This is a genomic window from Vibrio sp. 11986-1-5, from assembly GCF_963878025.1.
Taxonomy (GTDB): Bacteria; Pseudomonadota; Gammaproteobacteria; order Enterobacterales; family Vibrionaceae; genus Vibrio; species Vibrio injensis.
In genome coordinates this window covers 1-16,080 of sequence record NZ_CAWNVW010000007.1, presented here as the reverse complement: position 1 = coordinate 16,080, position 16,080 = coordinate 1, and the positions used below count along the sequence as shown (strand labels likewise).

Genomic DNA, 16,080 nt, shown 5'->3' with positions numbered 1-16,080 from the left:
TTATATCTCCAAACTTATTACTCAGCATCGCTATAACAGCCGCAATCGCATGGCAACCATTGAAAAATCAACGCATCCTAGCCAATGATGGTAGTAGCGTGCATGGCCCTGACACCTTCTTCCAACAGTTGCAATTGCTCTAATCCTTGTGCTGTTGCATTCAGTTTCATCACTGAGATAATTTGTAGCATCCCTTGATGGATAACATGCTCGGTAATGGACGCGTTAGCCGACATGGCAGATTGATACGCTAACCAGCTTGAAGCAATCAAATGCAAAGTCGTGACTAGCTTTTTCATCTCTTGTTCATCCATGGCCAAGAGCTGCATATCAATAAACACTTGCATAATGTTAATCAAATTCACTTGGAGTTTATCTTGAACTTGAATATACGATTGATGTAGCTCAGGATCACGTTGCAAAATTTCGGGCAAATTGGCGTAGAAAAATCGATATTTCCACATTAAATTAAAAATAGAATCTAAATAATGTTTCAGCAGTGTTAAACTTTCATATTGACCCTGCCAAGGACTAAAACGCTCAATAAGTTCTGCCGAGTACCAAGCAAAGATTTCACGCACAATCTCTTGTTTATTGCGGAAATGATAATAGAGATTACCGGGGCTAATTTCGATATGAGCCGCAATATGGTTGGTAGTGATCGGTCTTTCACCATGCTCATTAAACAAAGTTAACGCAGCATGAATTATTCGGTCTCTGGTTTTCATTGTCGAACCATAAGCTTAAGTGGTGAATTTATCTCAGTATATACCAAACAAAATAAAGAGGCAGACAGAGCCACCTCTTCGCGATTTAAATGAAAGCAGGCTCAATACTGAATATTTTTATCGATGATAAGGCATTGATAGCTCATGGACAGCATCAACAAACACTCCGGCATTTTCAGGCGGAACGTCTAAATGGATACCATGACCTAAATTAAATACATGCCCACTACCATGACCAAAACCTTCTAAAATACTCGCGACTTCTTGGCGAATTCGTTCTGGATTAGCATAAAGCATTGAAGGATCCATATTACCTTGTAGCGCAACTTTATCCCCCACTCGCGCTTTAGCATCAGCAATATTGATAGTCCAATCCAGTCCAATCGCATCACATCCCGTAGCCGCGATAGATTCGAGCCACATACCACCATTTTTGGTAAATAATGTCACGGGGACTCGCCTGCCTTGGTGCTCACGAATCAATCCATCAACAATTTTATGCATGTAATTCAGCGAAAAGGCCTGATAATCTCTTGGGGTTAATACGCCGCCCCAAGTATCGAAGACCATCACCGACTGCGCTCCAGCTTTTATCTGTGCATTCAAATACTCAATCACGCTATTTGCCAGCCTATTGAGTAAAAGATGCAATAAGGCCGGCTCGGCATACATCATCTTTTTGATCTTAGTGAAAGCTTTTGAGCTTCCGCCTTCCACCATATAAGTTGCTAAGGTCCAAGGGCTGCCAGAAAAGCCAATCAAAGGCACCTCACCTTGCAAATCTTTACGAATTTGGCGCACTGCATTCATGACATATTGCAACTCGCCTTCTGGATCCGGTACACCAATTTTATCGACATCCGCTTTACAGGTGATGGGACGCTCGAACTTTGGCCCTTCACCAGCTTCAAAATACAAACCTAAGCCCATGGCATCGGGAATGGTTAAGATATCGGAAAACAAAATCGCGGCATCGAGTGAAAAACGGCGCAGCGGCTGCAATGTGACTTCAGAAGCCAGCTCGGCATTTTTGCATAACGACATAAAATCGCCCGCTTGTGCACGTGTCGCTCGGTATTCTGGTAGGTAGCGTCCCGCTTGACGCATCATCCATACTGGCGTGCAATCGACAGGTTGCTTGAGCAATGCTCGCAAATAGCGGTCATTTTTTAATTCAGTCATGGCTTATTCCCATTTTTATCAAGCGGTAATCAATCGCTCATTCTAACATTGATTGACCAAGCATCGCAGAGTGCTTTGCAACCGAGATCAAGTTATTAACTTTTAAATCAATGCTTAAATTGCGTGCAAAAGCATTAACTGTTACAAATTTATTCGCTAGCGAAAACGATAATAATAGCTAGGCATTTAATGTCTAGCATCTCATAACGACATCTTACTTACCCCCTCCCTTGCGGAGGGTTTTTTTATGGTTATTGCACTAATCGATAGTGCTTTTCCCGATTCGTATATTGGCTAAAGTTTGCTCAATCAACGCTCGTGCTATCGTTCCGTGTGGAGCAAGCTCAGGTAAATGAGGTTCACTAAACCACTGCGCATCGGTCAGTTCTGAGTAATCAGGCTTTAGCTCACCACCGGCATAGTCGGCTAAAAAACCCATCATCATACTAGAAGGAAACGCCCAAGGTTGGCTGCCAATATAACGAATATTGTCGATAGCAATCCCCGTTTCCTCTTGCACCTCACGCGCGACACATTGCTCAAGGGTTTCTCCTACCTCTAAAAAACCCGCAATCACCGTGTACATCCCACCACGATGACGAGGATGTTGGGCAAGTAAAATCTGATCCTCTTTACGAACAGCAACAATAATGCATGGAAAAATACGCGGGTAATGTAAAGTGCGACACTCCTGACATTGCATTGCTAACTGATGGTGATTGAGCCGATTACGCCCCCCACATTGTGAACAAAAGCGCTGAGTCTGACTCATGTATCCATATTGAACGGCTTTACTGGCGAGTAAAAATAGCACCGAATCTATCGATAATAGCGTACGTAAATTTGTCATCGCTAAGTCATGGTCTATCTCTTGAGCATTAATCCAATAAACGGGCGCTTGATGGTAATCACCAATCAATACCGCATGCTCCGTCGGTAATTGCCATTGCTGCGCACAACCAAAAGGGATATCCCCATCAATGGTCCAGATCTCACTTCCTGAAACAACACACCAATAAGCGGCTTTTGTGTCACTGTTTTCTAACATACTCACTCCTGATTGCTTGCAGTTCGACCATTTTACTGGCAATCTAAATTCATACCAGAGTTTGTAGTCATTTGATTTTCAAACCTATAAATTCTCGTTAGGACAACAGGTTGTAGTAAAGCACTACAATGGGCGTGCAAGGAAAATCATCGATAAAAGATGATGAGATCATGAGGGCATGGTCATGCTAAATAAATTAAAGAAAACACAAGAGCAGTGGGGCGGATCCAGCGAAGTCATCGATCACTGGTTAGATAACCGTCAACACCTAATTGTTGAGTACTGCAAGCTTGCAGCACTACAGCCTTTGACTCCCGAGTCCTCACTGAATGAGTTACCCTCGCCAAAAGCATTGCACCGCTTTAGTCAGGAGCTGGTTGATTATATCTCCGAAGGCCATTTCAAAATTTATGATATGGTTATGCAAAAATGGCAAGCGACCGGTTTTAAAGCAACGGACGATATTAATCAAACCTATGGCAAAATCGTCAACACGAATGATGCCTTATTAGATTTTGCCGATAATTACGCCACCGTAGCTGACGACGATGACCTAGAAAACCTCGATAATGATTTATCGACGGTGGGTGAGGTACTTGAGTCTCGATTTGCGTCTGAAGATTACTTGATTCAGTTAATTGCAGATAGCCTTGCTATTCCACCAGGCGCTTAAATAACCGTTAGTTCTTTATTGCAAAATGAATAACTTAAAAGCAATCTGACATAAAAAATACCGTTAAAAAAAGGCACCCTAGGGTGCCTTTTTTACTCATGCGATACGATTACTCGTCCGATGAAAAACCAGCATTTAGTAGCGCTGCAAGATTGTCCGTCGCTTGTTCTGCTGACGTACCTTCTTGTTGAACTAGACGCTTCGCTTGACGATCTTGATGGTACGCAAAACCCGTACCGGCAGGGATCAAACGACCTACGATTACGTTCTCTTTTAGACCACGTAAATCATCGCGTTTGCCCGATACCGCCGCTTCTGTCAGTACGCGTGTTGTTTCTTGGAACGACGCCGCTGAAATAAACGATTCGGTTGCCAGAGAGGCTTTGGTAATACCTAATAGTTCGCGTTCGAAACGAGCAGGTTCTTTACCATCAGCTTCTAATAAACGGTTAGCAATCTTAACTTGAGCGTACTCAATTTGCTCACCAGGTAAGAATTCCGAATCACCTGAATGGGTGATGGTACACTTACGTAGCATCTGACGAACAATCGTTTCAATATGCTTATCGTTTATCTTAACGCCTTGTAGACGGTAAACTTCCTGAACTTCGTTAGCAATGTATGAAGTCACGGCGTGGATACCACGTAGACGCAGAATGTCATGCGGTGACTCTGGGCCATCAGCAATGACATCACCACGTTCAATTCGCTCACCTTCGAACACGTTGAGCTGACGATGCTTAGGAATCATCTCTTCATACACATCACCGCTATCGCGAGTGATCAGTAGACGACGCTTACCTTTAGTCTCTTTACCGAATGAAACGGTACCCGTGTGCTCAGCAAGAATCGCTGGCTCTTTTGGCTTACGCGCTTCAAACAAATCAGCTACGCGTGGTAGACCACCTGTGATATCTCGGTTACCGCCAGATTTTTGTGGAATACGTGCTAACGTGTCACCGATGTTTACTTCTGCGCCATCTTCGATGTTTACAATCGCCTTGCCAGGTAAGAAGTATTGCGCTGGCATATCAGTACCAGGGATCAAGACATCTTTACCTTTCGCATCAACCAGTTTAATCGCAGGACGCATATCTTTACCTGCAGCTGGACGAGCGGCGGCATCAGTCACTTCACTTGAAGATAGACCCGTTAGATCATCAGTTTGACGAGAAACGGTTACACCATCAATCATATCCACGAACTGGATACGACCAGCCACTTCAGTAATGATAGGCAGTGTATGCGCTTCCCAGTTAGCAATCACTTCACCGGCGTCAACTGCATCGCCATCGGCTTTGCTTAATAACGAACCGTAAGGCAGTTTGTGCTTCTCTTTGGTGCGACCAAATTCATCAATAATCGTCATCTCTGATGCACGTGAAGTGATCACCAGTTTACGATCTTTATTGATTACGAATTTAGCATTATGCAGTTTCACAGAACCTTTATTCTTCGCTTGAATACTGTTCTCTGCTGCCGCTGTTGATGCAGCACCACCGATGTGGAAAGTACGCATCGTTAACTGTGTTCCTGGCTCACCGATAGATTGAGCAGCAATAACGCCGACTGCTTCACCTTGGTTAACCAAGTGACCACGAGCCAAATCACGGCCATAACACAATGCACAACAACCAAAGTCAGCATCACAAGTTACTACCGAACGAACGCGGATACGGTCAACCGAGTTATCGTTAATGATCTGACACCATTTTTCATCCAGTAAAGTATTACGTGGAATCAAGACTTCTTCAGTACCAGGCTTAACAATATCTTCTGCAACAACACGTCCAAGTGCTAACTCAGTCAGAGCAACTTTAACGTCACCACCCTCGATATGAGGCATCATATCAACGCCTTCATGGGTGCCACAGTCGTGTTCTGTAACCACAACGTCTTGTGCTACGTCAACCAAACGACGAGTCAAATAACCTGAGTTTGCCGTTTTCAATGCGGTATCGGCTAGACCCTTACGCGCACCGTGGGTTGAGATAAAGTACTGGAGTACGTTCAGACCTTCTTTAAAGTTCGCGGTGATTGGCGTTTCAATGATCGAACCATCTGGACGAGCCATTAGACCACGCATACCTGCTAACTGACGAATCTGAGCCGCAGAACCACGAGCACCTGAGTCGGCCATCATGTAAATACTGTTGAAAGACTCTTGACGCTCTTCTTCACCATCACGGTTAATGACTAACTCAGAAGAGAGGTTTTCCATCATCGCTTTCGCAACGCGATCATTGGTTGACGCCCAAATATCGATCACTTTGTTGTAGCGTTCACCAGCAGTAACTAGACCAGATTGGAACTGCTCTTGAATTTCGCGCACTTCTTCTTCTGCATCAGCAATTTCAGTGTACTTAGCTGCAGGAACGACCATATCGTCGATACCAACAGATACGCCAGAGAGTGCTGCATAAGCAAAGCCGGTGTACATGATTTGGTCAGCAAAAATAACCGTGTCTTTCAGACCCAGCTTACGATATGCCTCGTTAAGTAGGTTAGAAATTTGCTTCTTACCTAATTTTTGGTTAACGATGCTGTAAGGTAAACCTGTCGGTACAATCTGCCACAACATAGCACGACCAATCGTTGTATCGACCAATTGGGTATTAGTGGTGCTGTGACCATCTTCATCCACTACCGTTTCGGTAATACGTACTTTAACACGTGCATGCAATTCAGCATTTTTAGTGCGGTATGCCTTTTCAGCCTCTTCTGGGCCAGCAAGGTACATACCTTCACCTTTTGCATTGATCTTTTCACGAGTCATGTAGTACAGACCCAATACAACGTCCTGAGAAGGAACGATGATCGGATCACCCGATGCAGGTGACAGAATGTTGTTGGTCGACATCATCAGCGTACGTGCTTCAAGCTGTGCTTCTAGAGTTAGAGGCACGTGTACCGCCATTTGGTCACCATCGAAGTCCGCGTTATACGCTGCACACACGAGTGGATGCAACTGAATCGCCTTACCTTCAATCAGAACCGGTTCAAAAGCTTGAATACCTAAACGGTGCAGTGTTGGTGCACGGTTAAGCAATACTGGATGTTCACGGATCACTTCATCCAAAATATCCCAAACAACCGCTTCTTCACGCTCAACCATTTTCTTCGCAGCTTTGATCGTCGTTGCTAGGCCACGAGTCTCAAGTTTGCTGTAGATAAATGGTTTAAATAGTTCAAGTGCCATCTTCTTAGGAAGACCACACTGGTGTAGACGCAAGTATGGACCTACGGTAATAACCGAACGACCAGAGTAATCGACACGTTTACCCAGTAGGTTCTGACGGAAACGACCTTGCTTACCCTTGATCATATCAGCAAGAGATTTCAAAGGACGCTTGTTAGAACCAGTAATAGCGCGACCACGACGACCGTTATCTAATAGTGCATCCACCGACTCTTGTAACATACGTTTTTCGTTACGTACGATGATATCTGGTGCAGCAAGCTCAAGTAGGCGCTTCAAACGGTTGTTACGGTTGATTACTCGACGATACAGATCGTTCAGATCCGACGTAGCAAAACGTCCACCGTCAAGTGGAACTAGAGGACGAAGATCCGGCGGCAGTACAGGCAAAACAGTTAAGATCATCCATTCAGGCTTATTGCCTGAAGAAAGGAAGGCTTCAACTAGCTTCAAACGTTTAGTCAGTTTCTTACGCTTGGTTTCAGAGTTAGTGGTTTCTAACTCTTCACGCATTTGCTCAGTTTCAACCTGAAGATCCATTGAAGACAAAAGATCTTTGATCGCTTCTGCACCCATCTTAGCGGTAAATTCATCACCCCACTCTTCAAGACGATCCAAATACTCTTCTTCAGTGAGCATTTGTCCTCTTTCAAGATCGGTCATACCTGGCTCAGTCACTACGTACATTTCGAAGTAAAGAACACGTTCGATATCACGCAATGGCATATCCATCAACAAACCGATACGAGACGGTAGTGATTTTAAGAACCAGATGTGTGCAACAGGAGAAGCTAGTTCGATATGGCCCATACGGTCACGACGAACTTTAGTCTGGGTTACTTCAACGCCACACTTCTCACAAATCACACCACGGTGTTTCAGACGCTTATATTTGCCACAAAGACACTCGTAGTCTTTTACCGGACCAAAAATACGCGCACAGAATAGACCATCACGCTCAGGTTTGAACGTACGATAGTTGATGGTCTCAGGTTTTTTCACTTCACCGAATGACCATGAACGGATCATATCTGGAGAAGATAGACCGATTTTGATTGCATCAAATTCTTCGGTCTTATGCTGTGCTTTTAGAAAGTTTAATAAGTCTTTCACAATCAGCTCCTGTAAGGAGTTAAAAGGGCCCGCTGCTTAATGTAACGAGCACCTTCCTACCAGAAAACCAGTTAGGCTCCCCGAAAGGGGAACCTTAAGGTTTACTCTTCGTCTTCTAGCTCGATGTTAATACCTAGCGAGCGAATCTCTTTCAACAATACGTTGAACGATTCAGGCATACCAGGTTCCATCGCGTGGTTACCGTCTACAATGTTCTTATACATCTTAGTACGGCCGTTAACGTCATCAGACTTAACGGTGAGCATTTCTTGTAACGTGTAAGCGGCACCGTAGGCTTCTAGTGCCCACACTTCCATCTCACCAAAACGCTGACCACCGAACTGTGCTTTACCACCCAGAGGTTGCTGAGTCACCAAGCTATAAGAACCTGTTGAACGAGCATGCATCTTATCGTCCACTAAGTGGTTCAATTTCAGCATGTACATATAACCAACAGTAACCGGACGCTCAAAGGCATCTCCCGTGCGGCCATCAAACAGAGTTAACTGTCCAGAAGTCGGCAGGTCAGCCAATTGCAACATCTCTTTAATGGAAGCTTCATTCGCACCATCAAAGACTGGAGTTGCAACCGTTAGGCCATTGCGTAGGTTATTAGCTAAAGTACGTACTTCATCATCAGATAACGTTGCGATGTCAACCGACTGACGAGTATCGCCAAGGTCGTAAACCTTTTGTAGGAACTCACGCAGCTTCGCTAGCTCTTGTTGTTCCTTGATCATCTGGTTGATCTTATCGCCGATACCTTTGGCCGCGAGACCTAAGTGAACTTCTAAGATCTGACCGATGTTCATCCGCGATGGTACACCTAGTGGGTTCAGTACGATATCGACTGGCTGACCATTCTCATCATACGGCATGTCTTCCACAGGGTTGATCTTCGAGATAACACCTTTGTTACCATGACGACCCGCCATCTTATCACCCGGCTGGATACGACGCTTAACCGCTAAGTAAACTTTCACGATCTTAAGAACACCAGGTGCTAAATCATCACCTTGAGTGATCTTACGACGTTTAGTTTCAAACTTCTTATCAAAGTCGGCTTTTAACTCATCCCACTGTTCAGCAAGCTGTTCAAGTTGGTTTTGTAGCTCCTCGTCTTCCAAGGTTTGCTCTAACCATTTCTTGCGTTCAATAGAATCCAGTCTCGCATCTGAGTAACCACCGGCTAACAATACAGAGCGAACACGAGCTAATAGACCACCTTCAAGAATCTGGAATTCTTCAGTCAGATCTTTTTTAGCTTCTTTCAATTGCATGTGCTCAATTTCAAGCGCACGCTTGTCTTTCTCGACACCGTCACGAGTGAAAACTTGCACGTCAATAACCGTACCAGCCACCGAGTTAGGTACACGTAATGAAGTATCTTTAACGTCAGAAGCTTTCTCACCAAAGATAGCGCGTAATAGCTTCTCTTCTGGAGTGAGCTGAGTTTCACCTTTTGGTGTTACTTTACCCACAAGGATGTCGCCACCCTTAACTTCTGCACCTATATAAACGATACCTGACTCATCAAGCTTAGATAATGCCGCTTCACCAACGTTTGGAATATCTGCAGTGATCTCTTCAGCACCAAGCTTAGTATCACGAGCCACACAAGACAGTTCTTGAATGTGGATAGTAGTAAAGCGGTCATCTTGCACAACGCGCTCTGAAACTAAGATTGAGTCTTCGAAGTTATAACCGTTCCAAGGCATGAATGCGATACGCATGTTCTGGCCTAGTGCTAGCTCACCTAAATCCGTAGATGGACCATCTGCCAATACATCGCCACGTCCCACAGGTTCACCAGGCATCACACAAGGACGCTGGTTAATACAGGTGTTTTGGTTCGAACGGGTATATTTCGTTAAGTTATAGATATCAATACCAGCTTCGCCAGGGATTAACTCTTCTTCATTAACCTTAACCACGATACGAGAAGCATCAACCGACTGAATGATACCGCCTCGGCTAGCGACAACCGTTACGCCTGAGTCAACGGCTACGTTGCGCTCAATACCAGTACCGACAAATGGCTTTTCAGCACGTAATGTGGGTACTGCTTGACGTTGCATGTTTGCACCCATCAAAGCACGGTTCGCGTCATCGTGTTCTAGGAACGGAATCAAAGAGGCTGCTATCGATACTACTTGGTTAGTCGCAACGTCCATGTAATCAACATGTTCGCGCGGGTGAAGACCAGATTCACCTTTCTGACGAGCAGTGATCAGTTCATCAGCAAAACGGCTATCATCGGTAAGCTTGGCGTTTGCCTGAGCGATAACAAATTGGCCTTCTTCAATCGCTGATAAATAATCGACTTCATCAGTCACAATGCCATCAACAACTCGACGGTATGGTGTCTCAAGGAAGCCATATTCATTACAACGAGCAAAAGCCGACAAAGAGTTGATCAGACCGATGTTTGGACCTTCAGGTGTTTCGATCGGACATAAACGGCCATAGTGGGTCACGTGTACGTCACGAACTTCAAAACCAGCACGTTCACGAGTCAAACCACCCGGACCTAAAGCAGAAATACGGCGTTTATGCGTAACTTCTGATAACGGGTTGTTCTGATCCATAAACTGAGACAGCTGTGAAGAACCAAAGAATTCTTTTACAGCAGCAGAAATTGGTTTCGCATTGATTAAGTCTTGTGGCATCACGTTATCAAGATCACCTAAGCTTAGGCGTTCTTTTACTGCGCGTTCAACACGTACTAAACCAACACGGAATTGGTTTTCTGCCATTTCGCCAACACTACGAATACGACGGTTACCTAGGTGGTCAATATCATCAACCTCCCCTTTACCGTTACGAATCGCGATCAGCTTTTTCATCACTTCAATGATATCAGTTTCATCGAGTGTGCCTTGCTCTTCTGCATCTGTACGTTCAATAGAACTATTGAACTTCATACGACCTACCGTTGATAAGTCATAACGTTCAGGAGAGAAGAATAAACTTTCAAATAGCGCTTCAGCCGCTTCTTTCGTTGGCGGCTCGCCAGGGCGCATCATGCGGTAGATTTCAACTAACGCTGAAATTCGGTCAGAAGTACTGTCAACACGTAGTGTTTCAGACATGAACGGACCGTTATCGAGATCGTTAGTAAAGAGAACTTCCAGCTTTTTGTATCCCGCTTGAGATAAATTCGCGAGTACTTCCAAAGTAACTTCTTGGTTAGCTGCAAGGATCACTTCACCCGTTGCTTCGTTGATGTAGTCTTTCGCTGAAATCTTACCGACAATATAGTCAACAGGGACTTCAATAAAACTCACTTCATCTTTTTCTAGCTGACGAATGTGACGCGCAGTAACACGACGACCTTTTTCGACATAAACCTTACCATTAGATTCAATATCAAACGTTGCCGTTTCACCACGTAAACGTTCTGGCACCAACTCCATCATCAGAGTTTGGTCTTTGACTTCAAACTTCACTTTGTCAAAGAAAATGTCTAGAACTTGTTCTGTGGTTTTACCTAGCGCACGCAAAATAATTGACGCAGGTAGCTTACGACGACGGTCAATACGTACGTATAGGTTATCTTTAGGATCGAACTCAAAGTCGAGCCATGAACCACGGTAAGGGATCACGCGTGCGTTATAAAGCACTTTACCAGAAGAGTGGGTTTTACCCTTATCGCTGTCGAAGAACACGCCTGGGCTTCGGTGCAGCTGGGATACGATAACCCGCTCAGTACCATTAATGACAAAGGTACCATTATCTGTCATGAGTGGAATTTCACCCATGTAGACTTCTTGTTCTTTAATATCTTTAACCGTGCCTGCCGGCGCGTCTTTGTCAAAGATCACTAAGCGTAGTTTTACGCGTAGAGGTTTAGAATAAGTTACACCACGGATTTGACATTCTTTAACGTCAAAAACTGGCTCACCAAGACGGTAGCTAACGTATTGCAGCTCTGAATTGCCGTTGTAGCTCTGGATTGGAAATACAGAACGAAAAGCAGCTTCAAGACCGTATTGCCCTTCTGGATCCTGTTCGATAAATTTTTCGAACGAATCAAGCTGGATCGATAGCAGGTATGGAATGTCCAATACTTGTGGACGAGTACCAAAGTCCTTACGGATGCGCTTTTTCTCGGTATAAGAGTAAACCATGGGGTTCCTCAGCTCGCTGATAAGTGACCCAAACTGCCCGCCTTTAATTAATAAAGGGATAGGACAGTGACTAAATCGCTGTTTACTGTAGTGGCATCTCGTATCGTTATGATTTAGATGCTTTTTGCAAGAATATGGAACGCTTAAACAGCGGGAAAATTCGCCCATACCCTACAGCGCAAAAAGGCTGGTGGTCAATAAACCACCAGCCATTAGCCTTTCGGCTAAGGAATTAAGTAATAATTACTTAACTTCAACAGTTGCACCAGCTTCTTCTAGCTGAGCTTTAAGAGCTTCAGCTTCAGCTTTGTCGATGCCTTCTTTAAGAGGTGCTGGAGCGCCGTCAACTAGTGCTTTAGCTTCTTTTAGGCCAAGACCAGTTGCGCCACGTACTGCTTTGATAACAGCAACTTTGTTCGCGCCAGCAGCAGCTAGAATTACGTCGAATTCAGTTTGCTCTTCAACTTCAGCAGCAGCAGCGCCGCCAGAAACTACTGCAGCTGCAGCAGAAACACCGAACTTCTCTTCCATAGCAGAGATAAGTTCAACAACTTGCATTACAGACATTTCTGCAATAGCGTCTAGGATTTGCTCGTTAGTAATAGACATAACAATTCTCTTTTAAGTCAACAATAAGTTTATTTAGCAACCAATAAAGTGCAAGGCAATTAAGCCGCTGCAGCTTCTTTTTGATCGCGGATTGCAGCGATAGTACGCGCCAGCTTGCCAGCAGAAGCTTCTTTCATGCACATCATTAGGCGTGCAATTGCTTCGTCGTAAGTTGGTAGTGTCGCTAGTACTTCAGCGTCAGTAATTACACCTTCAAATGCAGCTGCTTTGATCTCGAAAGCTTTATTCTCTTTAGCGAAGTCTTTAAAAAGACGCGCTGCAGCACCTGGGTGCTCGTTAGAGAAACCGATCAAAGTAGGACCTACGAATACGTCTTTCAGACATTCGTAAGCTGTGCCTTCTACAGCGCGACGTGCTAGAGTATTACGAACAACTCTCAGGTAAACACCCGCTTCACGCGCTTGTTTACGTAGAGAAGTCATCGCGCCTACTTGAACGCCACGAGAGTCAGCAACAACTGCAGAAAGTGCACCACTGGCCGCTTCGTTGACTTCAGCAACAATTGCTTTTTTGTCTTGAAGATTTAAAGCCATCTTGGATTGCTCCTGGTTGTCGTTACACCACTCACTATTATCACAACAGTGAGAGATTATTAGGTGCAGTCCCAGAAGAAAGGTAACTTATAAAAATTAGAGCTTTCTGTCAGTTCGGGCACCATCTACGTAGGTTTTATTAAGTTATCTGATTGATAACGCCTACGGTCTTGGACGGAGACTGTGTCATAGTTCAAAGAACCAAAGTTCAGCCCCAACCACAAATATTAGGCGCAAAATTATACATAAATTTCGCGCCTAAGCAAAGGAATTATATTTTAGTGTTCAGCGTTAGCTGATCAACAGCAACACCTGCACCCATCGTCGTAGAGATGCTTACTTTCTTCACGTAAGTACCTTTTGCTGATGATGGTTTTGCTTTCTTAAGCGCAACAAGCAGAGCTTCTAAGTTCTCTTGCAGTTGGTTAGCTTCGAAAGTTACTTTGCCGATAGTGCTGTGGATGATGCCGTTCTTGTCGTTACGGTAACGAACCTGACCTGCTTTAGCATTTTTCACTGCTTCAGCAACGTTAGGGGTTACAGTGCCAACTTTCGGGTTTGGCATTAGGCCACGAGGACCAAGAATGGTACCCAATTGACCAACAACACGCATTGCATCTGGAGAAGCAATCACAACGTCGAAGTTCATTTCGCCTTTTTTCACTTGCTCAGCAAGATCTTCCATACCCACTAGGTCTGCACCAGCAGCTTTAGCCGCTTCAGCATTAGCACCTTGAGTGAATACTGCAACGCGAACATCACGACCAGTACCGTGAGGTAGTACAGTTGCACCACGTACGTTTTGATCAGATTTACGAGCATCGATACCAAGGTTTACTGCAACATCAACCGACTCAACAAATTTAGCAGTTGCTAGTTCTTTAAGAAGTGCAACGGCTTCGTTGATTTCGTACTCTTTAGTTGCGTCAACTTTTTCACGAATTGTACGCATGCGCTTAGTTAATTTTGCCATGATCTTAACCCTCTACCACTAGGCCCATTGAACGAGCAGTACCCGCAATAGAACGTTTCATCGCTTCAATATCAGCACCAGTCATATCAGCAGCTTTTAGTTCTGCGATTTCTTGGATTTGTGCGTCAGTGATCGTACCCACTTTTTCAGTGTTTGGACGACCAGAACCAGACTTAAGGCCAGCCGCTTTCTTAAGCAGAACAGCTGCAGGAGGAGTCTTAGTGATGAACGTGAAAGAACGGTCGCTATATACAGTGATAACAACAGGAGTCGGTAGACCTTTCTCCATTGATTCTGTTTTTGCGTTAAACGCTTTACAGAATTCCATGATGTTAACACCTTTTTGACCTAGTGCAGGACCAACTGGTGGACTTGGGTTCGCCATACCAGCTGCAACTTGCAACTTGATATAAGCTTCAACTTTCTTAGCCATGATATTTCCTAATGATTGGGTGCAAACGCTAATATATTTATCAGCTCCCCAGTTTTACATAATGCCTGTAAAAAGGCGCGAAATTATAATCTTATCTCACGCTTTTCACAAGACTAAAATAGATGCTATTTTAGTCAAGTTTTTCGACTTGACCAAATTCGAGCTCAACAGGCGTTGCACGACCGAAGATAGATACAGAAACTTTCAGGCGACTTTTATCGTAATCAGTCTCTTCTACCGTACCATTGAAGTCAGCAAACGGACCTTCTGTAACGCGAACCACTTCACCCACCTCAAACATCGTTTTCGGACGTGGCGCTTCACTCGCTTTTTCTAAACGGTTCAAGATCGCATCGGCTTCTTTATCAGTAATGGGTGCAGGTCTATCCGAAGTGCCACCAATGAAGCCCATTACACGAGGAACACTACGTACCAAATGCCATGACTCGTCATTCATAACCATTTGTACCAGCACGTAACCTGGGAAGAATTTACGTTCGCTCTTACGACGTTGGCCTGCGCGCATCTCAACCACTTCTTCCGTTGGAACAAGCACTTCACCAAAGTGTTCTTCCATCGCATGCATTTTTATATGCTCACGAAGCGATTGAGCGACACGACCTTCAAACCCAGAAAAGGCTTGAACGACATACCAGCGTTTTTTTGGAGCTTCACTCATGTATTAAACCCTCTATACTCCAGTCACAAAAGACACTAGACGGACCATAATTCCATCAATGCCCCAAAGTGCTAAAGCCATTACAATACTTACAGCTAACACGATTAATGTTGTTTGCATGGTTTCTTGACGCGTAGGCCATACCACTTTACGAACTTCCATCCGAGATTCGCGTGCAAAAACAATCGCAGCTTGACCTTTTACTGTGGTTGCCGCGACGCCAAGAGCGCCGGCAATTAACACAATGACACCTGCAGCACGTGCGACTACAGACCACTCACCATACAGGTAATTACCTACAACAGCAGCGGCCAGCAATACGAAAGTGATGACCCACTTCACCGTATCTAGCGCATTTGAGCTATCAGGAGTTTCAGCATTATTAGCTTTCATAAACCAACCTGTCACAAGTCTTACTATAGACGACAACAGCCCCGCTGTTGCAGGGCAAATCCATTTCATCAGCTACACGGCTGATATACTGATTTTGACCAAGAAATAGTCTCGGCCCCTAAATTTCATGCTAGCGCTTGATGATAAAACAAACAAAGTGACTAATTGCGTAGAAAAAGGGCATCAAATGATGCCCTTTTTGCTACTGGATAGTCAAATCATTCTTCACAGAAACTGTGATTAAGCGATAACTTTAGCTACAACACCAGCGCCTACTGTACGGCCACCTTCACGGATAGCGAAACGTAGACCTTCATCCATCGCGATTGGTGCAATTAGCTCTACAACCATCTTGATGTTGTCGCC

The 16,080-nt window shown here is 44.5% G+C and carries 12 protein-coding genes and 1 pseudogene; 1 reads left to right on the top strand and 12 read right to left on the bottom strand.

Annotation, left to right across the window (positions count from 1 at the left end):
* Window positions 1-77: 77 nt before the first annotated feature.
* The 3 genes from AACS00_RS02530 to nudC all read right to left on the bottom strand — a co-directional run bounded on the left by AACS00_RS02530 (window position 78) and on the right by nudC (window position 2,958).
* Window positions 78-728 carry a TetR/AcrR family transcriptional regulator gene (locus tag AACS00_RS02530; RefSeq protein WP_110168390.1) on the bottom strand — a complete coding sequence of 217 codons (651 nt, stop codon included), beginning with the start codon at window positions 726-728 and terminating at the stop codon, window positions 78-80.
* 117 nt (window positions 729-845) lie between these two features.
* Window positions 846-1,910, bottom strand: coding sequence for a uroporphyrinogen decarboxylase (gene hemE / locus AACS00_RS02525; protein WP_110168389.1), 1,065 nt, complete (start codon window positions 1,908-1,910; stop codon window positions 846-848).
* 259 nt (window positions 1,911-2,169) lie between these two features.
* A complete protein-coding gene (nudC, locus tag AACS00_RS02520; protein WP_110168388.1) occupies window positions 2,170-2,958 on the bottom strand; it encodes an NAD(+) diphosphatase in 789 nt (262 codons plus the stop codon).
* 184 nt (window positions 2,959-3,142) lie between these two features.
* Here nudC and rsd point away from each other — a divergent pair, with 184 nt between their 5' ends.
* Window positions 3,143-3,631 carry a sigma D regulator gene (gene rsd / locus AACS00_RS02515; RefSeq protein ID WP_181397657.1) on the top strand — a complete coding sequence of 163 codons (489 nt, stop codon included), beginning with the start codon at window positions 3,143-3,145 and terminating at the stop codon, window positions 3,629-3,631.
* Window positions 3,632-3,740: 109 nt separating this feature from the next.
* Here rsd and rpoC read toward each other — a convergent pair whose 3' ends face one another.
* The 9 genes and pseudogenes from rpoC to tuf form a co-directional block, all read right to left on the bottom strand.
* Window positions 3,741-7,943 (bottom strand): DNA-directed RNA polymerase subunit beta', encoded by a 4,203-nt coding sequence (rpoC, locus tag AACS00_RS02510; RefSeq protein ID WP_110168386.1) that lies wholly within the window; start codon window positions 7,941-7,943, stop codon window positions 3,741-3,743.
* A 101-nt stretch (window positions 7,944-8,044) separates the two neighbouring features.
* Window positions 8,045-12,073 carry a DNA-directed RNA polymerase subunit beta gene (gene rpoB / locus AACS00_RS02505; protein ID WP_072671276.1) on the bottom strand — a complete coding sequence of 1,343 codons (4,029 nt, stop codon included), beginning with the start codon at window positions 12,071-12,073 and terminating at the stop codon, window positions 8,045-8,047.
* 243 nt (window positions 12,074-12,316) lie between these two features.
* The gene (rplL, locus tag AACS00_RS02500) at window positions 12,317-12,682 is read right to left on the bottom strand and encodes a 50S ribosomal protein L7/L12 (RefSeq protein ID WP_072671277.1); all 366 of its coding nucleotides are present in this window, start codon (window positions 12,680-12,682) and stop codon (window positions 12,317-12,319) included.
* Window positions 12,683-12,741: 59 nt separating this feature from the next.
* Window positions 12,742-13,236 (bottom strand): 50S ribosomal protein L10, encoded by a 495-nt coding sequence (rplJ, locus tag AACS00_RS02495; RefSeq protein WP_110168385.1) that lies wholly within the window; start codon window positions 13,234-13,236, stop codon window positions 12,742-12,744.
* A 271-nt stretch (window positions 13,237-13,507) separates the two neighbouring features.
* On the bottom strand, window positions 13,508-14,209 hold the full coding sequence (gene rplA / locus AACS00_RS02490; RefSeq protein WP_004397647.1) for a 50S ribosomal protein L1: 702 nt from the start codon (window positions 14,207-14,209) through the stop codon (window positions 13,508-13,510).
* 4 nt (window positions 14,210-14,213) lie between these two features.
* Window positions 14,214-14,642: a 50S ribosomal protein L11 gene (rplK, locus tag AACS00_RS02485; protein WP_004397648.1), complete on the bottom strand. Its 429-nt coding sequence runs from the start codon at window positions 14,640-14,642 to the stop codon at window positions 14,214-14,216.
* A gap of 130 nt (window positions 14,643-14,772) precedes the next feature.
* Complete coding sequence (nusG, locus tag AACS00_RS02480; protein WP_004397649.1) at window positions 14,773-15,321, bottom strand: transcription termination/antitermination protein NusG; 549 nt, start codon at window positions 15,319-15,321, stop codon at window positions 14,773-14,775.
* 12 nt (window positions 15,322-15,333) lie between these two features.
* Window positions 15,334-15,714 (bottom strand): preprotein translocase subunit SecE, encoded by a 381-nt coding sequence (gene secE, locus AACS00_RS02475; RefSeq protein ID WP_072671279.1) that lies wholly within the window; start codon window positions 15,712-15,714, stop codon window positions 15,334-15,336.
* Window positions 15,715-15,954: 240 nt separating this feature from the next.
* A pseudogene (gene tuf / locus AACS00_RS02470) lies at window positions 15,955-16,080 on the bottom strand (elongation factor Tu); the annotation flags it as partial.